The organism is Cellulomonas terrae (assembly GCF_007990265.1).
GTDB classification, from domain to species: Bacteria; Actinomycetota; Actinomycetes; order Actinomycetales; family Cellulomonadaceae; genus Cellulomonas; species Cellulomonas terrae.
In genome coordinates this window covers 209,973-227,537 of the sequence record NZ_BJWH01000001.1, presented here as the reverse complement: position 1 = coordinate 227,537, position 17,565 = coordinate 209,973, and the positions used below count along the sequence as shown (strand labels likewise).

Annotated in this window: 30 protein-coding genes; all 30 read left to right on the top strand. The window is 69.0% G+C overall.

Translation table 11 applies throughout. The annotated features are described in order from the left end of the window. The first annotated feature begins 1 nt into the window (after window position 1). The 30 genes from rplD to CTE05_RS00960 all read left to right on the top strand — a co-directional run bounded on the left by rplD (window position 2) and on the right by CTE05_RS00960 (window position 17,555). Window positions 2-670 carry a 50S ribosomal protein L4 gene (rplD, locus tag CTE05_RS01110; protein ID WP_146844272.1) on the top strand — a complete coding sequence of 223 codons (669 nt, stop codon included), beginning with the start codon at window positions 2-4 and terminating at the stop codon, window positions 668-670. Further along, on the top strand, window positions 667-969 hold the full coding sequence (rplW, locus tag CTE05_RS01105) for a 50S ribosomal protein L23 (RefSeq protein ID WP_055912151.1): 303 nt from the start codon (window positions 667-669) through the stop codon (window positions 967-969). Before rplD ends, rplW begins: the two co-directional genes overlap by 4 nt. Before the next feature lie 18 nt (window positions 970-987). Further along, complete coding sequence (gene rplB, locus CTE05_RS01100; protein WP_055912153.1) at window positions 988-1,827, top strand: 50S ribosomal protein L2; 840 nt, start codon at window positions 988-990, stop codon at window positions 1,825-1,827. A 12-nt stretch (window positions 1,828-1,839) separates the two neighbouring features. Beyond that, window positions 1,840-2,121 carry a 30S ribosomal protein S19 gene (rpsS, locus tag CTE05_RS01095; protein ID WP_055912154.1) on the top strand — a complete coding sequence of 94 codons (282 nt, stop codon included), beginning with the start codon at window positions 1,840-1,842 and terminating at the stop codon, window positions 2,119-2,121. 56 nt (window positions 2,122-2,177) lie between these two features. After that, window positions 2,178-2,546 carry a 50S ribosomal protein L22 gene (gene rplV / locus CTE05_RS01090; protein ID WP_055912156.1) on the top strand — a complete coding sequence of 123 codons (369 nt, stop codon included), beginning with the start codon at window positions 2,178-2,180 and terminating at the stop codon, window positions 2,544-2,546. Next, the gene (gene rpsC, locus CTE05_RS01085) at window positions 2,546-3,379 is read left to right on the top strand and encodes a 30S ribosomal protein S3 (RefSeq protein WP_146844271.1); all 834 of its coding nucleotides are present in this window, start codon (window positions 2,546-2,548) and stop codon (window positions 3,377-3,379) included. Before rplV ends, rpsC begins: the two co-directional genes overlap by 1 nt. Before the next feature lie 3 nt (window positions 3,380-3,382). Continuing rightward, the gene (gene rplP / locus CTE05_RS01080) at window positions 3,383-3,799 is read left to right on the top strand and encodes a 50S ribosomal protein L16 (protein ID WP_055912160.1); all 417 of its coding nucleotides are present in this window, start codon (window positions 3,383-3,385) and stop codon (window positions 3,797-3,799) included. Further along, window positions 3,799-4,038 (top strand): 50S ribosomal protein L29, encoded by a 240-nt coding sequence (gene rpmC / locus CTE05_RS01075; RefSeq protein ID WP_056023416.1) that lies wholly within the window; start codon window positions 3,799-3,801, stop codon window positions 4,036-4,038. Before rplP ends, rpmC begins: the two co-directional genes overlap by 1 nt. 4 nt (window positions 4,039-4,042) lie before the next feature. Then, the gene (gene rpsQ, locus CTE05_RS01070; RefSeq protein WP_056585853.1) at window positions 4,043-4,336 is read left to right on the top strand and encodes a 30S ribosomal protein S17; all 294 of its coding nucleotides are present in this window, start codon (window positions 4,043-4,045) and stop codon (window positions 4,334-4,336) included. A gap of 153 nt (window positions 4,337-4,489) precedes the next feature. Next, window positions 4,490-4,858 (top strand): 50S ribosomal protein L14, encoded by a 369-nt coding sequence (gene rplN / locus CTE05_RS01065; protein WP_034625870.1) that lies wholly within the window; start codon window positions 4,490-4,492, stop codon window positions 4,856-4,858. Between the two features lie 2 nt (window positions 4,859-4,860). Continuing rightward, entirely contained in the window at window positions 4,861-5,202 is a 342-nt protein-coding gene (rplX, locus tag CTE05_RS01060; RefSeq protein WP_146844270.1) for a 50S ribosomal protein L24, read from the top strand. Beyond that, window positions 5,202-5,774, top strand: a complete 573-nt coding sequence (gene rplE / locus CTE05_RS01055) for a 50S ribosomal protein L5 (RefSeq protein ID WP_055912169.1) — start codon at window positions 5,202-5,204, stop codon at window positions 5,772-5,774. The genes rplX and rplE overlap by 1 nt, the downstream gene beginning before the upstream one ends. A gap of 2 nt (window positions 5,775-5,776) precedes the next feature. Then, on the top strand, window positions 5,777-5,962 hold the full coding sequence (locus tag CTE05_RS01050) for a type Z 30S ribosomal protein S14 (RefSeq protein WP_028045055.1): 186 nt from the start codon (window positions 5,777-5,779) through the stop codon (window positions 5,960-5,962). Between the two features lie 78 nt (window positions 5,963-6,040). After that, window positions 6,041-6,439 (top strand): 30S ribosomal protein S8, encoded by a 399-nt coding sequence (gene rpsH / locus CTE05_RS01045; protein ID WP_055912171.1) that lies wholly within the window; start codon window positions 6,041-6,043, stop codon window positions 6,437-6,439. Window positions 6,440-6,463: 24 nt separating this feature from the next. Then, on the top strand, window positions 6,464-7,003 hold the full coding sequence (gene rplF / locus CTE05_RS01040) for a 50S ribosomal protein L6 (RefSeq protein WP_056585851.1): 540 nt from the start codon (window positions 6,464-6,466) through the stop codon (window positions 7,001-7,003). A 1-nt stretch (window position 7,004) separates the two neighbouring features. Then, window positions 7,005-7,379, top strand: a complete 375-nt coding sequence (gene rplR, locus CTE05_RS01035) for a 50S ribosomal protein L18 (RefSeq protein WP_056585849.1) — start codon at window positions 7,005-7,007, stop codon at window positions 7,377-7,379. Window positions 7,380-7,413: 34 nt separating this feature from the next. Further along, the gene (gene rpsE / locus CTE05_RS01030; RefSeq protein ID WP_055912175.1) at window positions 7,414-8,079 is read left to right on the top strand and encodes a 30S ribosomal protein S5; all 666 of its coding nucleotides are present in this window, start codon (window positions 7,414-7,416) and stop codon (window positions 8,077-8,079) included. Then, window positions 8,079-8,261, top strand: a complete 183-nt coding sequence (gene rpmD, locus CTE05_RS01025) for a 50S ribosomal protein L30 (protein WP_028045050.1) — start codon at window positions 8,079-8,081, stop codon at window positions 8,259-8,261. The genes rpsE and rpmD overlap by 1 nt, the downstream gene beginning before the upstream one ends. Before the next feature lie 2 nt (window positions 8,262-8,263). Next, a complete protein-coding gene (rplO, locus tag CTE05_RS01020) occupies window positions 8,264-9,007 on the top strand; it encodes a 50S ribosomal protein L15 (RefSeq protein WP_146844269.1) in 744 nt (247 codons plus the stop codon). A 160-nt stretch (window positions 9,008-9,167) separates the two neighbouring features. After that, entirely contained in the window at window positions 9,168-10,463 is a 1,296-nt protein-coding gene (gene secY / locus CTE05_RS01015; protein ID WP_146844268.1) for a preprotein translocase subunit SecY, read from the top strand. Beyond that, window positions 10,460-11,041, top strand: a complete 582-nt coding sequence (locus CTE05_RS01010) for an adenylate kinase (protein ID WP_146844267.1) — start codon at window positions 10,460-10,462, stop codon at window positions 11,039-11,041. The genes secY and CTE05_RS01010 overlap by 4 nt, the downstream gene beginning before the upstream one ends. Window positions 11,042-11,043: 2 nt before the next feature. Next, window positions 11,044-11,886 (top strand): type I methionyl aminopeptidase, encoded by an 843-nt coding sequence (gene map / locus CTE05_RS01005; protein ID WP_146844266.1) that lies wholly within the window; start codon window positions 11,044-11,046, stop codon window positions 11,884-11,886. A gap of 327 nt (window positions 11,887-12,213) precedes the next feature. After that, complete coding sequence (locus tag CTE05_RS20090; RefSeq protein ID WP_186814704.1) at window positions 12,214-13,182, top strand: LPXTG cell wall anchor domain-containing protein; 969 nt, start codon at window positions 12,214-12,216, stop codon at window positions 13,180-13,182. Between the two features lie 296 nt (window positions 13,183-13,478). Then, the gene (infA, locus tag CTE05_RS00990; RefSeq protein ID WP_013770189.1) at window positions 13,479-13,700 is read left to right on the top strand and encodes a translation initiation factor IF-1; all 222 of its coding nucleotides are present in this window, start codon (window positions 13,479-13,481) and stop codon (window positions 13,698-13,700) included. 68 nt (window positions 13,701-13,768) lie between these two features. Further along, the gene (gene rpmJ / locus CTE05_RS00985) at window positions 13,769-13,882 is read left to right on the top strand and encodes a 50S ribosomal protein L36 (protein ID WP_013117849.1); all 114 of its coding nucleotides are present in this window, start codon (window positions 13,769-13,771) and stop codon (window positions 13,880-13,882) included. 186 nt (window positions 13,883-14,068) lie between these two features. Then, complete coding sequence (rpsM, locus tag CTE05_RS00980; RefSeq protein WP_056023447.1) at window positions 14,069-14,449, top strand: 30S ribosomal protein S13; 381 nt, start codon at window positions 14,069-14,071, stop codon at window positions 14,447-14,449. Between the two features lie 60 nt (window positions 14,450-14,509). Next, window positions 14,510-14,911 (top strand): 30S ribosomal protein S11, encoded by a 402-nt coding sequence (gene rpsK / locus CTE05_RS00975; RefSeq protein ID WP_055912186.1) that lies wholly within the window; start codon window positions 14,510-14,512, stop codon window positions 14,909-14,911. A 153-nt stretch (window positions 14,912-15,064) separates the two neighbouring features. Continuing rightward, window positions 15,065-16,075 (top strand): DNA-directed RNA polymerase subunit alpha, encoded by a 1,011-nt coding sequence (locus CTE05_RS00970; RefSeq protein ID WP_056023453.1) that lies wholly within the window; start codon window positions 15,065-15,067, stop codon window positions 16,073-16,075. Between the two features lie 76 nt (window positions 16,076-16,151). Next, complete coding sequence (gene rplQ, locus CTE05_RS00965; RefSeq protein ID WP_146844263.1) at window positions 16,152-16,721, top strand: 50S ribosomal protein L17; 570 nt, start codon at window positions 16,152-16,154, stop codon at window positions 16,719-16,721. A 102-nt stretch (window positions 16,722-16,823) separates the two neighbouring features. Continuing rightward, on the top strand, window positions 16,824-17,555 hold the full coding sequence (locus CTE05_RS00960; protein WP_146844262.1) for an alpha/beta fold hydrolase: 732 nt from the start codon (window positions 16,824-16,826) through the stop codon (window positions 17,553-17,555). Window positions 17,556-17,565: the final 10 nt, after the last annotated feature.

Sequence of the window (17,565 nt, the reverse complement as noted above, 5' to 3'; positions counted from 1 at the left end):
CATGAGTGACACGCTGACCGTCGACGTGGTCGACTCCGAGGGCAAGAAGACCGGCTCGGCCGATCTTCCCGCGGACGTCTTCGACGTGCAGACCAACATCCCGCTGATCCACCAGGTCGTCGTCGCGCAGCTCGCGGCGGCACGCCAGGGCACCCACGACACGAAGTCTCGTGGCGAGGTGCGCGGTGGTGGGCGCAAGCCGTACAAGCAGAAGGGCACCGGCCGCGCCCGTCAGGGTTCGACGCGTGCTCCGCAGTTCGCCGGTGGTGGCGTCGTCCACGGCCCCACCCCGCGCGACTACTCGCAGCGCACCCCCAAGAAGATGAAGGCCGCGGCGCTCCGCGGTGCTCTCTCGGACCGCGCTCGGGCCGGCCGCGTGCACGTCGTCTCGGGCTTCGCCCCGGGCACGGCGCCGTCGACGAAGTCCGCGCTCGCCGTGCTCGACAACCTCTCGGGACGCAAGAACGTCCTCGTGGTCGTCGAGCGCCAGGACGAGATCACGTGGAAGTCGCTCCGGAACGTCGAGCGGGTGCACCTGCTGGTCTCCGACCAGCTCAACACCTACGACGTCCTGATCTCGGACGACGTCGTGTTCACGCAGGGCGCGCTCGACGCGTTCCTCGCGGGTCCCGTCAAGGGCTCCGCCGACGCGAAGGACGACTCCAAGTGACCGACATCGGCAAGAACCCGCGCGACATCCTGCTCGCGCCGGTCGTCTCCGAGAAGAGCTACGGCCTGCTCGACGAGGGGAAGTACACCTTCCTCGTCGACCCGCGGGCGAACAAGACCGAGATCAAGATTGCCGTCGAGCAGGTCTTCGGCGTCAAGGTCGACTCGGTCAACACCGCGAACCGTCAGGGCAAGGCCCGTCGGACCCGTTTCGGCATCGGCCGCCGCAAGGACACGAAGCGTGCGATCGTCACCCTCCGCGAGGGAACGATCGACATCTTCGGTGGTCCGGTCGGCTGAGCGAAGGACTGAGAACTCATGGGAATCCGCAAGTACAAGCCGACCACGCCGGGCCGTCGCGGCTCCAGCGTCGCCGACTTCGTCGAGATCACGCGCTCCACTCCGGAGAAGTCGCTCGTCCGTCCCCTCCACAAGACGGGCGGCCGTAACTCCACGGGTCGCATCACCACGCGCCACCAGGGTGGCGGTCACAAGCGTGCGTACCGCGTCATCGACTTCCGTCGCCATGACAAGGACGGCGTGCCGGCCAAGGTCGCTCACATCGAGTACGACCCCAACCGCACCGCCCGCATCGCGCTCCTGCACTACGCGGACGGCGAGAAGCGCTACATCATCGCGCCGAACAAGCTGTCGCAGGGTGACCGCATCGAGAACGGCCCCGGCGCCGACATCAAGCCCGGCAACAACCTGCCGCTGCGCAACATCCCGACCGGTACGGTCATCCACGCCATCGAGCTGCGGCCCGGTGGCGGTGCGAAGATCGCCCGCTCGGCTGGTGCGTCCGTGCAGCTCGTCGCCAAGGACGGCCCCTACGCCCAGCTGCGCATGCCGTCCGGCGAGATCCGCAACGTCGACCTGCGCTGCCGCGCGACGGTCGGCGAGGTGGGCAACGCCGAGCAGTCGAACATCAACTGGGGCAAGGCCGGCCGCATGCGCTGGAAGGGCAAGCGCCCGACCGTCCGTGGTGTCGCCATGAACCCGATCGACCACCCGCACGGTGGTGGCGAGGGCAAGACGTCCGGTGGACGTCACCCCGTCAGCCCGTGGGGCCAGGCCGAGGGCCGTACCCGCCGTCCGAACAAGCCGAGCGACAAGCTCATCGTGCGCCGTCGGCGCACCGGCAAGAACAAGCGCTGATAGGAGCCTGAGATGCCACGTAGCCTGAAGAAGGGCCCGTTCGTCGACGGTCACCTGCAGAAGAAGGTCGACGTCCAGAACACCGCCGGCACGAAGAACGTCATCAAGACGTGGTCGCGTCGTTCGGTCATCACGCCGGACTTCCTCGGCCACACGTTCGCGGTGCACGACGGACGCAAGCACACCCCGGTGTTCGTGACGGAGGCGATGGTCGGGCACAAGCTCGGCGAGTTCGCCCCCACGCGGACGTTCCGCGGCCACGAGAAGGACGACCGGAAGGGTCGTCGCCGCTGACCCCCGGGTCAGCCAGGCGACGCCCTCACCGGCAGAGACAAGAAGGCAGGACAGCAATGGAAGCCAAGGCGAAGGCGCGGTTCGTCCGCGTCACGCCCCAGAAGGCCCGGCGCGTCGTGGACCTCATCCGTGGCAAGCAGGCCGGCGAGGCTGTGGCGGTGCTGAAGTTCGCACCGCAGGCCGCGGGGGAGACGGTGCTCAAGGTTGTGGAGAGCGCGATCGCCAACGCTCGGGAGACCGCCAAGCGGTCGAACGAGCGTCTGGACGAGGCGGACCTCTACATCTCCGAGGTATTCGTCGACGAGGGTCCGACGCTCAAGCGGTTCCGTCCGCGGGCACAGGGTCGGGCCAGCCAGATCCTCAAGCGGACGAGCCACATCACCGTGGTCGTCGCTGAGCGTGAGACGAAGGGACGGGCCCGATAGTGGGACAGAAAGTCAACCCGCTCGGGTACCGCCTGGGCATCACCACCGACCACCGCTCGCGCTGGTTCGCCGACTCGACGAAGCCGGGTCAGCGCTACCGCGACTACGTGGGCGAGGACGTCAAGATCCGCAAGCTCATGGCCACGGGCCTCGAGCGTGCCGGTATCGCCAAGGTCGAGATCGAGCGCACGCGTGACCGCGTCCGCGTCGACATCCACACCGCCCGCCCGGGCATCGTCATCGGGCGTCGTGGCGCGGAGGCCGACCGCATCCGCGGCGAGCTCGAGAAGCTCACGGGCAAGCAGGTGCAGCTGAACATCCTCGAGGTCAAGAACGCCGAGATCGAGGCTCAGCTCGTCGCCCAGGGCATCGCCGAGCAGCTGGCGAGCCGCGTCTCGTTCCGCCGTGCCATGCGCAAGGGCATCCAGTCGGCCCAGCGCGCCGGTGCCAAGGGCATCCGCGTGCAGGTCTCCGGCCGCCTCGGTGGCGCGGAGATGAGCCGCACGGAGTTCTACCGCGAGGGCCGTGTGCCCCTGCACACGCTCCGCGCGAACATCGACTACGGCTTCTTCGAGGCTCGCACCACCTTCGGGCGCATCGGCGTCAAGGTGTGGGTCTACAAGGGCGACATGACCGAGAAGGAGTTCGCTCGCGAGCAGGCGACCCAGGCCCCGCGCCCGGCTCGTGGCCCGCGGACGGACCGTGGCGAGCGCAGCGACCGTGGCCCCCGGGCCGGCGCTCCTCGTCGCGAGCGTCCCGACGCTCCTGAGGCAACCGAGGCCGCCTCCGCTCCCGCGGAGACCCCGGCCACTGACAGCGGAACGGAGGCCTGAGCCGTGCTGATCCCGCGCAGGCTGAAGCACCGCAAGCAGCACCACCCGGGGCGCTCCGGCGCCGCGACCGGTGGTACCGCGATCTCCTTCGGTGAGTACGGCATCCAGGCTCTCGAGCCCGCCTACGTCACCAACCGGCAGATCGAGGCTGCTCGTATCGCCATGACCCGCCACATCAAGCGTGGAGGGAAGGTCTGGATCAACATCTACCCGGACCGCCCCCTCACGAAGAAGCCTGCCGAGACCCGCATGGGTTCCGGCAAGGGTTCGCCCGAGTGGTGGATCGCCAACGTCAAGCCCGGCCGAGTTCTCTTCGAGCTCGCCGGCGTCCCGGAGCCGCTGGCTCGCGAGGCCATGCGCCGCGCGCAGCACAAGCTCCCGATGAAGACACGTTTTGTGGTTCGCGAGGGTGGTAACTGATGACTATCGGCACCAAGGACCTGGCTCCCAGCGAGCTGGACACCTTCGACGACGAGAAGCTTGTCGCCGAGCTGAAGAAGTCCAAGGAGGAGCTGTTCAACCTCCGCTTCCAGTCTGCGACCGGCCAGCTCGAGAGCCACGGGCGTCTCAAGGCCGTTCGTCGCGACATCGCGCGGATCTACACGATCCTGCGTGAGCGCGAGCTCGGCATCCGTACCGCCCCGAGCGCGAGCGAGTGAGCAGATGAGCGACGAGAAGAACGAGAACACCACCGCTGTTGCCGAGAAGCGTGCCGACCGCAAGACGCGGCGCGGCTACGTGGTCAGCGACAAGATGGAGAAGACCGTCGTGGTCGAGGTCGAGGACCGGGTCAAGCACCCGCTCTACGGCAAGGTCATCCGACGCACGAGCAAGGTCAAGGCGCACGACGAGCTCAGCTCGGCCGGCGTCGGCGACCTGGTTCTCATCATGGAGACCCGTCCGCTGAGCGCCACCAAGCGGTGGCGCCTGGTCGAGGTCCTCGAGAAGGCCAAGTAAGCCAGCAGTTCGTACGACCCCCAGTTGCCCACGGGCGCCGGGTGACGACCGACAGGACGACACCCGGCGCGACGTGTGCATCACGGCAACTACCCGTTCGGCCAGGCTCAGGCCACTCCGGCCTGAGAACCCGCCAGACGACAGGAGCAGGTAATGATCCAGCAGGAGTCGCGACTTCGTGTCGCCGACAACACTGGTGCCAAGGAGATCCTTTGCATCCGTGTGCTCGGCGGCTCCGGCCGTCGCTACGCAGGCATCGGTGACGTCATCGTCGCCACCGTCAAGGACGCCATCCCCGGCGGCAACGTCAAGAAGGGCGACGTCGTCAAGGCTGTCATCGTGCGCACCCGCAAGGAGCGCCGCCGTCCGGACGGTTCGTACATCAAGTTCGACGAGAACGCCGCAGTGATCCTCAAGAACGACGGGGAACCCCGTGGCACGCGCATCTTCGGCCCGGTGGGCCGCGAGCTGCGCGACAAGAAGTTCATGAAGATCATCTCGCTGGCGCCGGAGGTGCTCTGACCATGGCGAAGATCAAGAAGGGCGACCTCGTCCTCGTCATCTCGGGTCGGGACAAGGGCCGTCAGGGCCGTGTCCTCGAGGTGCTCGTCGAGTCGCAGCGGCTCGTCGTCGAAGGCGTCCAGCGCGTGCAGAAGCACGTGAAGGCCGGCCAGACGCAGCGCGGCACGCGCACCGGCGGCATCGAGACCGTCGAGGCACCCATCCACATCAGCAACGTGATGCTCGTGGACCCGGAGACCAAGAAGGGCACCCGGGTCGGCTACCGCACCGAGCAGGTCGAGCGCGACGGCCGTACCCGCACCGTTCGGGTCCGCGTCGCCAAGCGCTCCGGTAAGGACATCTGATGACCGAGACCACTCTCACGGCTCCGGCGCTCCCGCGTCTGAAGTCCAAGTACAACGACGAGATCAAGACCGCTCTCTTCGAGCAGTTCTCGCACGAGAACATCAACCAGGTCGCGCGCCTGGTGAAGGTCGTCGTGAACATGGGCGTCGGCGAGGCCGCCAAGGACTCCAAGCTCATCGAGGGCGCGATCCGCGACCTGACCCAGATCACGGGCCAGAAGCCGCAGGTCACCAAGGCTCGCAAGTCGATCGCGCAGTTCAAGCTGCGTGAGGGAATGCCCATCGGCGCCCACGTCACCCTGCGTGGCGACCGTGCCTGGGAGTTCCTGGACCGCCTGCTCTCCACCGCGCTGCCGCGCATCCGTGACTTCCGTGGCCTCTCGCCGCAGCAGTTCGACGGTCACGGCAACTACACGTTCGGCCTCGTGGAGCAGTCCGTGTTCCACGAGATCGACCAGGACAAGATCGACCGCGTCCGCGGGATGGACATCACGGTCGTCACCACGGCTGACACCGACGACGAGGGTCGCGCTTTCCTCAAGCTCCTCGGCTTCCCGTTCAAGGAGATCTGACCATGGCGAAGACCGCCCTCAAGAACAAGGCTGCTGCCAAGCCGAAGTTCGCGGTGCGTGGCTACACGCGCTGCCAGCGTTGCGGCCGGCCCCACTCGGTGTACCGCAAGTTCGGCCTGTGCCGGATCTGCGTGCGCGAGATGGCCCACCGCGGCGAGCTTCCCGGCGTCACCAAGAGCAGCTGGTAACAACCCGAGCAAGACGAACGTCGGTAGGTCCTGCCCCCTCGGGGGCGGGATACCCCGGCGAGGAAGGGCACAAGCCCCATGACCATGACCGACCCCATCGCAGACCTGCTCACGCGGCTGCGTAACGCGAACTCGGCTCACCACGACACCGTGCTGATCCCGTTCTCGAAGCTGAAGTCGCACATCGCGGAGATCCTCCAGGCGGAGGGCTACATCACGGGCTGGAAGGTGGAGGACGCCGTCGTCGGCAAGAACCTCATCATCGAGCTCAAGTACGGCCCGAACCGCGAGCGTGCGCTCGCCGGCGTCAAGCGCGTGTCCAAGCCGGGCCTGCGCGTGTACGCCAAGTCGACCAACCTGCCCAAGGTGCTCGGCGGCCTCGGCGTGGCGATCCTGTCCACGTCCTCCGGTCTCCTCACCGACAAGCAGGCCGCCAAGAAGGGCGTGGGTGGGGAAGTCCTCGCCTACGTCTGGTAAGTCCGAGACGGAAAGGAGCTAGCCATGTCCCGAATCGGCAGAGTCCCCGTCCCGGTCCCCACCGGCGTGGATGTCGACATCAACGGAGCGGTCGTGACGGTCAAGGGCCCCAAGGGCACCCTGACGCACACGATCCCCGCACCCATCGAGGTGGCGCGCGACGAGGCAGGTGCCCTCGTGGTGACGCGCCCCGACGACGAGCGCGCCTCGCGCTCGCTGCACGGCCTGACCCGCACGCTGCTGGCGAACCTCGTCATCGGCGTGACGGAGGGCTACATCAAGAAGCTCGAGATCGTCGGTACCGGTTACCGCGTGACGGCGAAGGGCTCGGACCTCGAGTTCGCGCTCGGGTTCAGCCACTCGGTCACGGTCAACCCGCCGGAGGGCATCACCTTCGTCGTCGAAGCCCCCACGCGTTTCTCGGTGCAGGGCATCGACAAGCAGCAGGTGGGCGAGGTCGCCGCGAACATCCGCAAGATCCGCAAGCCTGAGCCGTACAAGGGCAAGGGTGTGCGGTACGCGGGCGAGAACGTGCGCCGCAAGGTCGGAAAGGCCGGTAAGTAACATGGCTGCTCTCAAGATCATGGGCAAGGGCAAGCGTGTTGCCCGCCAGCGTCGTCACCTGCGCCTTCGCAAGAAGGTCTCGGGCTCGGCTGCCCGTCCCCGTCTCGTCGTGACCCGGTCCGCCCGGCACATCACGGCGCAGGTCGTGGACGACGGCATCGGCCAGACCCTCGTGTCCGCGTCGACCCTCGAGGCCGACCTGCGTGGCTCGAACGACGACAAGACTGCCAAGGCCCGCAAGGTCGGCGAGCTCATCGCCGAGCGTGCGAAGGCTGCCGGCCTCGACGCCGTGGTCTTCGACCGCGGCGGCAACAAGTACCACGGCCGTGTCGCCGCGGTGGCTGACGGCGCCCGCGAGGGTGGGCTGAAGCTGTGACGACGACGACCTTCCGAAAGAAGAGGACTCACTGATGGCTGCTCCTCAGCGCAGCAACACCGGGGCGCCCGCGGGCGGCACCGGCGGAGGCGGCGACCGTCGTGACGGCGGTCGTGGCCGTGACGGTGGCGGCGGCCGTGGCCGCGACGCCGCAGAGAAGAGCGCGTTCCTCGAGCGCGTCGTGACGATCAACCGTGTGGCCAAGGTCGTCAAGGGTGGCCGCCGCTTCAGCTTCACCGCGCTCGTCGTGGTCGGCGACGGCGACGGCACCGTGGGTGTCGGCTACGGGAAGGCCAAGGAGGTGCCCGCGGCGATCGCCAAGGGTGTCGAGGAGGCCAAGAAGAACTTCTTCAAGGTCCCGCGCATCCAGGGCACCATCCCGCACCCCATCCAGGGTGAGGCCGCTGCCGGTGTCGTCTTCCTGCGTCCGGCCTCGCCGGGTACCGGTGTGATCGCCGGTGGTCCGGTGCGCGCCGTGCTCGAGTGCGCCGGTATCCACGACGTCCTGAGCAAGTCGCTCGGCTCGTCGAACGCGATCAACATCGTGCACGCCACGGTCGCGGCCCTGCGTGGCCTCGAGCGTCCCGAGGCCGTGGCCGCGCGCCGTGGTCTCCCGGTCGAGCACGTCGTCCCGGCTGCCCTCCTCCGTGCCCAGGCTGCCGGCCTGGCCGCAGCGGCGGGCTCGAAGGCAGGTGCCTGATGGCTCGACTCAAGGTGACCCAGACGCGCTCTGGCATCGGCGGTAAGCAGAACCAGCGCGACACCCTGCGCACCCTCGGCCTCAAGCGGATCGGCGACGTCGTCGTCAAGGAGGACCGCCCTGAGATCCGCGGCATGGTCAAGACGGTGACGCACCTTGTCGCGGTCGAAGAGGTGGAGTGACCATGGCTGACGAGAACGAGAAGGGCACCGACGAGGTGACGGCCCCCAAGAAGGCCGCCGCCAAGAAGGCTCCCGCGAAGAAGGCCGCCGACACGGAGTCCGCTCCGAAGGCGACCAAGGCGAAGGCCGCTGCTGCGGACAAGCCGGCCAAGGCCGACAAGGCCGAGGCGAAGACGGAGTCGGCGCCGAAGGCTGCGACCAAGGACAAGGCCCCCAAGGCCGAGCCCAAGGCTGCTGCGCCGAAGAAGACGGTCTCCGCCGCGGCGGCGAAGGCGGCCGAGGCCGCTGCGCAGCCCGGCAACGGTGGCACGCTCAAGGTGCACCACCTCCGTCCGGCCCCGGGCGCCAAGACCGCCAAGACCCGCGTGGGTCGTGGCGAGGCGTCCAAGGGCAAGACGGCCGGTCGTGGCACCAAGGGCACCAAGGCCCGCTACCAGGTGCCGACGCGCTTCGAGGGTGGGCAGATGCCTCTGCACATGCGCCTCCCGAAGCTGCGCGGCTTCAAGAACCCGTTCCGCGTCGAGTACCAGGTGGTCAACCTGGACAAGCTCTCGGCGCTGTACCCGAACGGTGGCGACGTGACGGTCGCCGACCTCGTGGCGAAGGGCGCTGTCCGCAAGGGCAAGCCCGTCAAGGTGCTCGGTACCGGTGAGCTCACGGTCAAGGTCTCTGTCGCGGTCGACGCCTACTCGGCGTCCGCGAAGGACGCGATCGTGGCTGCCGGCGGAAGCGTCGCGCAGGACTGATCGAAGGACGGGACCGGTGGGGACGTAGTTACCCACCGGTCCCGTTCCGTATGTCGGCGGGCATCAGTTAGGGTGCCCCGGTGCTTGCGACTCGTCGCAGGCTGCACGGCCGGAATGGACCGGTCGTACGAGATGCCGCTCCGGCGGCCCAGGAGGACAGGTGCTCAGCGCATTCGTGCGGGCGTTCCGAACGCCCGACCTGCGGCGCAAGCTGCTCTTCACCATCGGGATCATGGTGCTCTTCCGTGTCGGCTCGTTCCTGCCGACGCCGGGGGTGTCCTACCCGAACGTGCAGACGTGTATCGAGCAGTCGCAGGGCAACGACCTGCTCGGGCTGGTGAACCTGTTCAGCGGCGGAGCCCTGCTCCAGCTCTCGGTGTTCGCGCTCGGGATCATGCCGTACATCACGGCGAGCATCATCGTGCAGCTGCTCCGGGTGGTCATCCCTCGCTTCGAGGAGCTGCACAAGGAGGGCCAGTCCGGCACCGCGAAGCTCACGCAGTACACGCGGTACCTGACGATCGGCCTGGCGGTCCTGCAGTCGACGACGATCATCACCGTCGCGCGCAGCGGTCAGCTGTTCAGCGGGTGCACCGTCGAGGTCATCCCGAACGACTCCTGGCAGACGCTCCTGATCATGGTCATCACCATGACGGCGGGTACCGGTCTGATCATGTGGCTCGGTGAGCTCATCACGGAGCGCGGCGTCGGCAACGGCATGTCGCTCCTCATCTTCACGTCGATCGCCGCCAGCTTCCCCGGTGCCATGTGGTCGATCGCCGGTGGCGACAACGGCGCCTCGAAGTTCATCGTGGTCATGGCGATCGTCGTCCTGGTCATCGCGCTCGTGGTGTTCGTCGAGCAGTCGCAGCGACGCGTCCCGGTGCAGTACGCCAAGCGCATGGTCGGCCGCCGCATGTACGGCGGGTCGAGCACCTACATCCCGATCAAGATCAACATGGCCGGCGTCATCCCGGTCATCTTCGCGTCGTCGTTGCTCGCCGTGCCCGGGCTGCTCGCGCAGTTCGGTGACCCGGCCGCGGGCTGGGTCCAGTGGGTCACCCGCTACCTGGCCTCGCCGAGCGCGCCGCTGCACCTGGCGATCTATGTCGTCCTGATCATCTTCTTCTGCTACTTCTACACGGCGATCACGTTCAACCCGGACGAGGTCGCGGACAACATGAAGAAGTACGGCGGCTTCATCCCCGGCATCCGTGCCGGGCGGCCGACGGCCGAGTACCTCGACTACGTGATCTCGCGGATCACCGCGCCGGGCTCGGTGTACCTGGCGATCGTCGCGCTCATCCCGACCATCGCGTTCATCGTCCTGGGCGTCGGGGCGAACATCCCGTTCGGCGGGGCCTCGATCCTCATCGTCGTCGGTGTCGGTCTCGAGACCGTGAAGCAGATCGAGTCCCAGCTGCAGCAGCGGCACTACGAAGGGTTCTTGCGTTGAGCACCCGTCTCGTCCTGCTCGGCCCTCCCGGGGCGGGCAAGGGCACCCAGGCCGCGCGGCTCGCCGAGCGGTTCGGGGTGCCGACCATCTCGACCGGTGACATCTTCCGGGCCAACATCAAGGGCGGCACGCCGCTCGGGCGCACCGTGCAGGAGTACACCTCTCGGGGTGCGCTCGTGCCGGACTCCGTCACCAACGACATGGTCCGTGACCGGCTGGCGCAGGACGACGTCACGGAGGGGTTCCTGCTCGACGGCTACCCTCGCAACGTGGCGCAGGTCGGCGAGCTCGACGCGATCCTCGCCGACTCCGGGCTGGCGCTCGACCTCGCGGTCGAGATCACGGCGGACTCCGACATCGTGGCGGAGCGGCTGCTGAAGCGCGCGCAGATCGAGGGGCGCGACGACGACACCGAGGACGTCATCCGGCACCGGCTCGACATCTACGCCCAGGAGACCGCTCCGATCGCGCGGGTGTACGCCGAGCGTGGTCTGCTCGTCCAGGTGGACGGGATCGGCGACGTGGACGTGGTCACCGAGCGCCTGGTCGCGGCGATCGGCGCGACCAGCGGGCACTGACGGTGTTCGGGCGCGAGCGGATCGAGTACAAGACGCCGGAGCAGGTTCTGCTCATGCGGCGCGCCGGGCTGGTGGTCGCCGAGGCTCTCGCAGCGGTCCGGGACAAGGCGGCGCCCGGCGTCACGACCGCGCAGCTCGACGCGGTCGCGGCCGAGGTCATCGCCGACCACCACGCGACGGCGTCGTTCCTGGGCTACCACGGGTACCCGGCCACGCTCTGCGTGTCGGTGAACGACGAGGTGGTGCACGGCATCCCCGGCGCGCGGGTGCTCGAGCCCGGTGACGTGGTCTCGATCGACTGCGGCGCGATCGTCGACGGGTGGCACGGCGACTCCGCGATCACGGTGGTGCTGGACGGCGCCGCTCCCGACGACGTCGACCTCGCGGCGACGACGGAGCGGGCCATGTGGTCCGGCATCGCCGCGCTGGCCGGGGCCGAGCGCCTCGGTGTCGTGGGGGAGGCGGTCGAGGACGTCGTGGACGCAGCCGAGGCGGCCGGCCTGAACGGGGGCGCGCGGTACGGGCTCGTCGAGGAGTACGTCGGTCACGGGATCGGCACGTCGATGCACCAGCCGCCCGACGTCCCGAACTTCCGCAGCCGTGACCGTGGTCCGCGGATCCGCCCGGGCCTCTGCGTCGCGGTCGAGCCCATGGTCGTCCGCGGGCAGAGGTTCACGCAGGTCCTGGACGACGACTGGACCGTCGTCACGTCCGACGGTTCGCGTGCGTCGCACTGGGAGCACACGGTCGCGGTCCTGGAGGACGGCATCTGGGTCCTGACGGCTGCGGACGGTGGCGCGCAGGAGCTCGGCGCGCGGGGCGTCACGGTCGCGGCGCTCGCCTGACGGGCACGTGCCGTCGGCCGGCGGTGACGTCGCCGGCGACGGGCAGGTGAGGACGGCGACGCGCAGGCGCAGGCGCGAGATGTGGCGTACCGGTGAGTAGGGCCGTCTAGGTGAACTTCCGTCCAGTTGTCCACAAATCGCCCGTGAGCGGCCGAAACGCGCGCGCGATGACCGGTTTGTCGGATACGGTCTGCCCGGCGGTGAACCTTCCGCCACGGGCGCTCCTGGGGCCCGCGCGGGTCTGATCCGCGCGGTGAGGGGTGTGAGCGCCCGACTCCGGCAGGCACGTGGTCAGCGCGCGCCTGCACTCGACGTGATGGGTGACTCATGCAGCGCAGCGTTCTTCCCTCCCTGACCTCTCCCCGACACGGTCGTCGGCGTGCGCGTCTGCTCGGCGCCGTCGCCGTCACCTCGGCCCTCCTCGTCGCGCTGGGCGCCGGCGCCGCACAGGCGCACGACCGCACGGGCAACGGCGGCTACGGGGGCGGCCACGGTGGCGGCGGCCCGAAGGCCACGCAGAAGCCGATCGCGTCGCCGGCGCCGGCCGAGCAGCAGACCACGGGCGCCTACGTCTACCTCAAGAAGGACGCCGGCCAGCCCGCGTCGTGGAAGAACTCCACCCAGCAGTACCTCGTGGCGACCTGGCCCGGCGCGTCGTGGCGCGACCTCACGCTCGAGGAGGTCGTCGCGGCGCTCCCCGCCGGGCTGACGCTCTGCGGGCCCGCCTGGGGTGTCCAGCAGGACAAGGCCTTCGGCGACGAGACGGTCTTCACCGAGAGCAAGGCGCCGAACTACCCGAAGGACTACATCGGCTGGCGGAGCAAGAGCAACCCGACGGGTGCGATCTTCGACGCCAAGCACTGGGACCTGTCCGCCATGGTGACCGTGCCGGCGTGCAGCCCGACGCCGACCGCCACGCCGACGCCGACGGTCACGCCCACGCCGACGGCGACCGTCACGCCGACGCCCACCGTCACGGCGACCCCGACCCCGTCGGCGACTGTGACGACCCCCCCGCAGCAGACGCCGTCGCCGTCCGAGACCCCCACGCCTGACTCCGAGGTGGATGACGAGACGCCGCTGCCGACGGCGACCCCGACGCCGACGGCTGTCGTCCTGGCCTCGACGCCGACCCCGACCGCGTCGTTCGACTCGCAGGTCTTGGCCGACGGCAGCACGGGCGGGGCGTCGCTCGCCGCGACCGGCTCGTCCCCGCTGCCGGGCCTGCTCGCCGGCGGGATCCTGGTGCTCTCCGGCGCCGCCCTGCTCCTGCTGCGGCGCCACCGCACGAGCTGACCGAGCCTCGAAGGGCCGCCGTCGTGCTGACGGCGGCCCTTCGTCGTGCGTCGCCGCCCCCTCGCGGGAGGGCGTGTGGCGGACGGCACACGCCGCCGACCGCTGCGGGGCACAGGGCGGTTTCGTGACGTGGGCCTGATGGCGTAAGATTGTCCGTTGGGTGTGCGCCCGGTTCTCGTGGCGCGCTGTACCTGCGAGGGTCCCGACCGAAAGTCCCCACCACGCTGACTCGTCCACTCCTGGGCGGGGCCGGCCGATGTGGGCTGATTCATCAGAACCGACAGTTAGCGGAGGATATGGCGAAGAAGGACGGTGTCATCGAGATCGAGGGCAGCGTCGTGGAGGCTCTGCCCAACGCGATGTTCCGCGTGGAGCTCACCAACGGCCACAAGGTGCTCGCCCACATCTCGGGCAAGATGCGACAGCACTACATCAGGATCCTCCCCGAGGACCGGGTCGTGGTCGAGCTGAGCCCGTACGACCTGTCCCGTGGCCGGATCGTCTACCGCTACAAGTAACAGCCACTCGAACACGCCGTCATCCCTCGGGGCCTCCCGGGAGCGCAGCGGCGGCGGAGGAACACGCGATGAAGGTCAAGCCCAGCGTCAAGAAGATCTGCGACAAGTGCAAGGTGATCCGCCGGCACGGTCGCGTCCAGGTGATCTGCGAGAACCTGCGCCACAAGCAGCGCCAGGGCTGATGCCCTGACGCCGGTCCGACGGACCAGCAGCTCGACCAGCACCACCGGTCCTCCTCGGAGGACCAGCAAGCGCACAGCCACTCCGGCGGTCACCCGCCGGTGCACCCTCGGTCGGAGGCCGGGGCCCGCAGCACGCGGGAGGGCAGTGCGGCAGACCTCCGAAGCAGTTCAGGAGCCACCAGGCACATGGCACGTCTTATCGGCGTCGACCTCCCCCGCGAGAAGCGGCTCGAGATCGCGCTCACCTACATCTACGGGGTCGGCCGTACCCGCGCCCAGGCAACTCTGGCCGCGACCGGCATCAGCCCGGACCTGCGCGTGAAGGACCTCGGCGACGCCGAGCTCGTCGCGCTGCGTGACTTCCTCGAGACGAGCTACAAGCTCGAGGGTGACCTTCGCCGTGAGGTCGCTGCGGACATCCGCCGCAAGGTCGAGATCGGCTGCTACGAGGGCCTGCGCCACCGCCGTGGCCTTCCGGTGCGCGGCCAGCGCACCAAGACCAACGCGCGTACCCGCAAGGGTCCGAAGCGCACCGTCGCCGGCAAGAAGAAGGCCGGGCGCAAGTAGCCCTCCGCCCCGGGCGCCACGCGCCAGGGCAAGCCGATCAGACCTCGAGAGAAGAAGAGAATGCCTCCCAAGACCCGTTCCGCCGTGCGCAAGCCGCGCCGCAAGGAGAAGAAGAACGTCTCCCACGGCCAGGCGCACATCAAGAGCACGTTCAACAACACGATCATCTCCATCACCGACCCGACCGGCGCCGTCATCGCGTCGGCCTCGTCGGGCCAGGTGGGCTTCAAGGGCTCGCGCAAGTCGACCCCCTTCGCGGCGCAGCTCGCCGCCGAGGCGGCCGCTCGTCGCGCCCAGGAGCACGGCATGAAGAAGGTCGACGTCTTCGTCAAGGGCCCCGGCTCCGGCCGTGAGACCGCGATCCGTTCGCTGCAGGCGACCGGCCTCGAGGTCGGCTCGATCCAGGACGTGACGCCCCAGGCGCACAACGGCTGCCGTCCGCCGAAGCGCCGCAGGGTCTGACAGTCCGACCTCGCTCTTCGTACGGGTCGGTGCGCGACCGCACGTCGCGCACCGACCCGGACATCCTTACGTCGACCAGGTGGACCGAGACCAGGCCGACCCGTAGTACTGCGCAGCGTCATATGGCGGACGCCCGCTGAGAGGAAACACACCGTGCTGATTGCACAGCGCCCCACCCTGACCGAAGAGGTCATCTCGGAGAACCGGTCGCGGTTCTCCATCGAGCCGCTGGAGCCGGGTTTCGGCTACACGCTCGGCAACTCGCTCCGCCGGACGCTGCTGTCCTCCATCCCCGGTGCCGCCGTCACGTCCATCCGGATCGACGGCGTGCTGCACGAGTTCTCCACCGTGCCGGGCGTCAAGGAGGACGTCACCGAGATCATCCTCAACATCAAGCAGCTGGTCGTCTCCTCGGAGAACGACGAGCCCGTCGTGATGTACCTGCGCAAGCAGGGTGCCGGTGAGGTCAGTGCCGCGGACATCGTGCCGCCGGCCGGCGTCGAGGTGCACAACCCCGACCTGCACCTCGCCACGCTCAACGACAAGGGGAAGCTCGAGATCGAGCTGACCGTCGAGCGCGGTCGTGGGTACGTGTCGGCGAACCAGAACAAGTCGTTCGACACCGAGATCGGCCGCATCCCGGTCGACTCGATCTACTCGCCGGTCCTCAAGGTGACCTACAAGGTCGAGGCGACGCGTGTCGAGCAGCGCACGGACTTCGACAAGCTGGTCGTCGACGTCGAGACCAAGTCGGCGATCGGCCCGCGCGACGCGCTGGCCTCCGCCGGCAAGACCCTCGTCGAGCTCTTCGGCCTGGCACGCGAGCTGAACATCGAGGCCGAGGGCATCGAGATCGGCCCGTCGCCGACCGACGCTGCGCTCGCCGCGGACCTCGCTCTGCCGATCGAGGACCTGCAGCTCACGATCCGCTCCTACAACTGCCTCAAGCGCGAGGGCATCCACTCCGTGGGTGAGCTCGTCGCCCGGTCCGAGGCGGACCTCCTGGACATCCGCAACTTCGGTGCGAAGTCCATCACCGAGGTCAAGGAGAAGCTCGCCGAGCTCGGCCTGACGCTCAAGGACAGCCCGCTCGACTTCGACCCGTCCGCCACCGCCTACTACGGCGACGACGAGGGCGACTTCGTCGAGGACGAGCAGTACTGACGCCGGGGATGCTCGTGAGGTCGGTCGCTGACCACCTCACGAGCCGCCCATCACTGGAACTCAAGGAGTAAAGACCATGCCTACGCCCACCAAGGGTCCCCGGCTCGGTGGCGGACCGGCGCACGAGCGGCTGATCCTCGCGAACCTCGCGACGTCGCTGTTCGAGCACAAGCGCATCACGACGACCGAGACGAAGGCCAAGCGCCTGCGTCCGCTCGCCGAGCGCCTCATCACGTTCGCCAAGCGTGGTGACCTGCACGCCCGCCGCCGCGTGATGACCGTCGTCAAGGACAAGTCCGTCGTCCACGTGCTGTTCACCGAGATCGCCCCGGCTGTCGCCGAGCGTCAGGGTGGCTACACGCGCATCACCAAGATCGGCCCCCGCAAGGGCGACAACGCCCCGATGGCCGTCATCGAGCTCGTGCTCGAGCCGCTCTCGCCGAAGCAGGCCGTCGTGAAGGAGGCCACCAAGGCCGCCGCGAAGGCTGCGCCGAAGGCGTCGAAGGCCGACATGGTCGAGGACAAGCCCGTCGAGGACGCCCCTGTCGAGGACGCAGTCGTCGAGGACGCTCCCGCCGAGGACGCAGTCGTCGAGGACGCGCCCGTCGAGGACGCCGAGACGAAGGGTGACGCCGACAAGGCGTGACCTGACAGCTTCTCCGACGAGGCCCGGGACCGGATGGTCCCGGGCCTTGTCGCGTGTGCCGGGCGCTCACGCTGGGCGGGGTGCGCGCCTAGAGTCGGATGCATGAGCGTGCCGGTCGTCCTGGTGCACGGGTTGCGGACCTCCCGCACGATGTGGCGAGCCCAGGTGGAGGCGCTGGAGCGGGTGGGTCGCGTGGCCGTCGCGGTGGACCTGCCCGGCCACGGCACCCGGATCGGCGAGCCGTTCACGCTGGACTCGGCGGTGGACACCGTCTCGGGCGCCGTCGACGCGGTCGGGGGACGGGCGTTCGTCGTGGGGCTGTCGCTCGGCGGCTACGTCGGGATCCGGCACGCGGCACGGCACCCGGAACAGGTCGCCGGGCTGCTCGCGGCGTCCTGCTCGACCCGCCCGCACCGTGTCCTCGTGGCGGGCTGGTCGGTCGGGGCGCAGGGGATCGCGCGGCTGCCGGACCGGGGCGCCCGCCTGAACCAGTTCTTCGTCGATCTCGCGCTGCCGCCCGCCGCGGCGCAGGACGTCGGCGCCGGGGGGTTCGCGCTCGACGCGACGAACGAGGTGCTGCGGGAGATGTCGATCGCGACCCCCGTGGCGGACCTGGCTCGCATCGAGGCCCCCGTCTGGCTCGTCAACGGTGCGTTCGACCACTTCCGCGGGGAGGAGCGCCGGTTCCTCGCGGCCTGCCGGGACGGGCGGCTCGTGGTGGTTCCGCGTGCGACCCACCTGGTGAGCCTGGTGCAGCCGGCACGGTTCACACGCGTCCTGCTCGAGGCGCTCGACGAGGTGGAGGCCCGAGCGGCGGTGTCCGCCGAGACGTGATGGCGGTGGC

Bases quoted from the DNA above. Each gene is read 5' to 3' on its own strand.
- rplD (WP_146844272.1), top strand. From the start codon at position 2: ATGAGTGACACGCTGACCGTCGACGTGGTCGACTCCGAGGGCAAGAAG.
- rplB (WP_055912153.1), top strand. From the start codon at position 988: ATGGGAATCCGCAAGTACAAGCCGACCACGCCGGGCCGTCGCGGCTCC.
- rpsS (WP_055912154.1), top strand. From the start codon at position 1,840: ATGCCACGTAGCCTGAAGAAGGGCCCGTTCGTCGACGGTCACCTGCAG.
- rplV (WP_055912156.1), top strand. From the start codon at position 2,178: ATGGAAGCCAAGGCGAAGGCGCGGTTCGTCCGCGTCACGCCCCAGAAG.
- rpmC (WP_056023416.1), top strand. From the start codon at position 3,799: ATGACTATCGGCACCAAGGACCTGGCTCCCAGCGAGCTGGACACCTTC.
- rpsQ (WP_056585853.1), top strand. From the start codon at position 4,043: ATGAGCGACGAGAAGAACGAGAACACCACCGCTGTTGCCGAGAAGCGT.
- rplN (WP_034625870.1), top strand. From the start codon at position 4,490: ATGATCCAGCAGGAGTCGCGACTTCGTGTCGCCGACAACACTGGTGCC.
- rplX (WP_146844270.1), top strand. From the start codon at position 4,861: ATGGCGAAGATCAAGAAGGGCGACCTCGTCCTCGTCATCTCGGGTCGG.
- rplE (WP_055912169.1), top strand. From the start codon at position 5,202: ATGACCGAGACCACTCTCACGGCTCCGGCGCTCCCGCGTCTGAAGTCC.
- CTE05_RS01050 (WP_028045055.1), top strand. From the start codon at position 5,777: ATGGCGAAGACCGCCCTCAAGAACAAGGCTGCTGCCAAGCCGAAGTTC.
- rpsH (WP_055912171.1), top strand. From the start codon at position 6,041: ATGACCATGACCGACCCCATCGCAGACCTGCTCACGCGGCTGCGTAAC.
- rplF (WP_056585851.1), top strand. From the start codon at position 6,464: ATGTCCCGAATCGGCAGAGTCCCCGTCCCGGTCCCCACCGGCGTGGAT.
- rplR (WP_056585849.1), top strand. From the start codon at position 7,005: ATGGCTGCTCTCAAGATCATGGGCAAGGGCAAGCGTGTTGCCCGCCAG.
- rpsE (WP_055912175.1), top strand. From the start codon at position 7,414: ATGGCTGCTCCTCAGCGCAGCAACACCGGGGCGCCCGCGGGCGGCACC.
- rpmD (WP_028045050.1), top strand. From the start codon at position 8,079: ATGGCTCGACTCAAGGTGACCCAGACGCGCTCTGGCATCGGCGGTAAG.
- rplO (WP_146844269.1), top strand. From the start codon at position 8,264: ATGGCTGACGAGAACGAGAAGGGCACCGACGAGGTGACGGCCCCCAAG.
- CTE05_RS20090 (WP_186814704.1), top strand. From the start codon at position 12,214: ATGCAGCGCAGCGTTCTTCCCTCCCTGACCTCTCCCCGACACGGTCGT.
- infA (WP_013770189.1), top strand. From the start codon at position 13,479: ATGGCGAAGAAGGACGGTGTCATCGAGATCGAGGGCAGCGTCGTGGAG.
- rpmJ (WP_013117849.1), top strand. From the start codon at position 13,769: ATGAAGGTCAAGCCCAGCGTCAAGAAGATCTGCGACAAGTGCAAGGTG.
- rpsM (WP_056023447.1), top strand. From the start codon at position 14,069: ATGGCACGTCTTATCGGCGTCGACCTCCCCCGCGAGAAGCGGCTCGAG.
- rpsK (WP_055912186.1), top strand. From the start codon at position 14,510: ATGCCTCCCAAGACCCGTTCCGCCGTGCGCAAGCCGCGCCGCAAGGAG.
- rplQ (WP_146844263.1), top strand. From the start codon at position 16,152: ATGCCTACGCCCACCAAGGGTCCCCGGCTCGGTGGCGGACCGGCGCAC.
- CTE05_RS00960 (WP_146844262.1), top strand. From the start codon at position 16,824: ATGAGCGTGCCGGTCGTCCTGGTGCACGGGTTGCGGACCTCCCGCACG.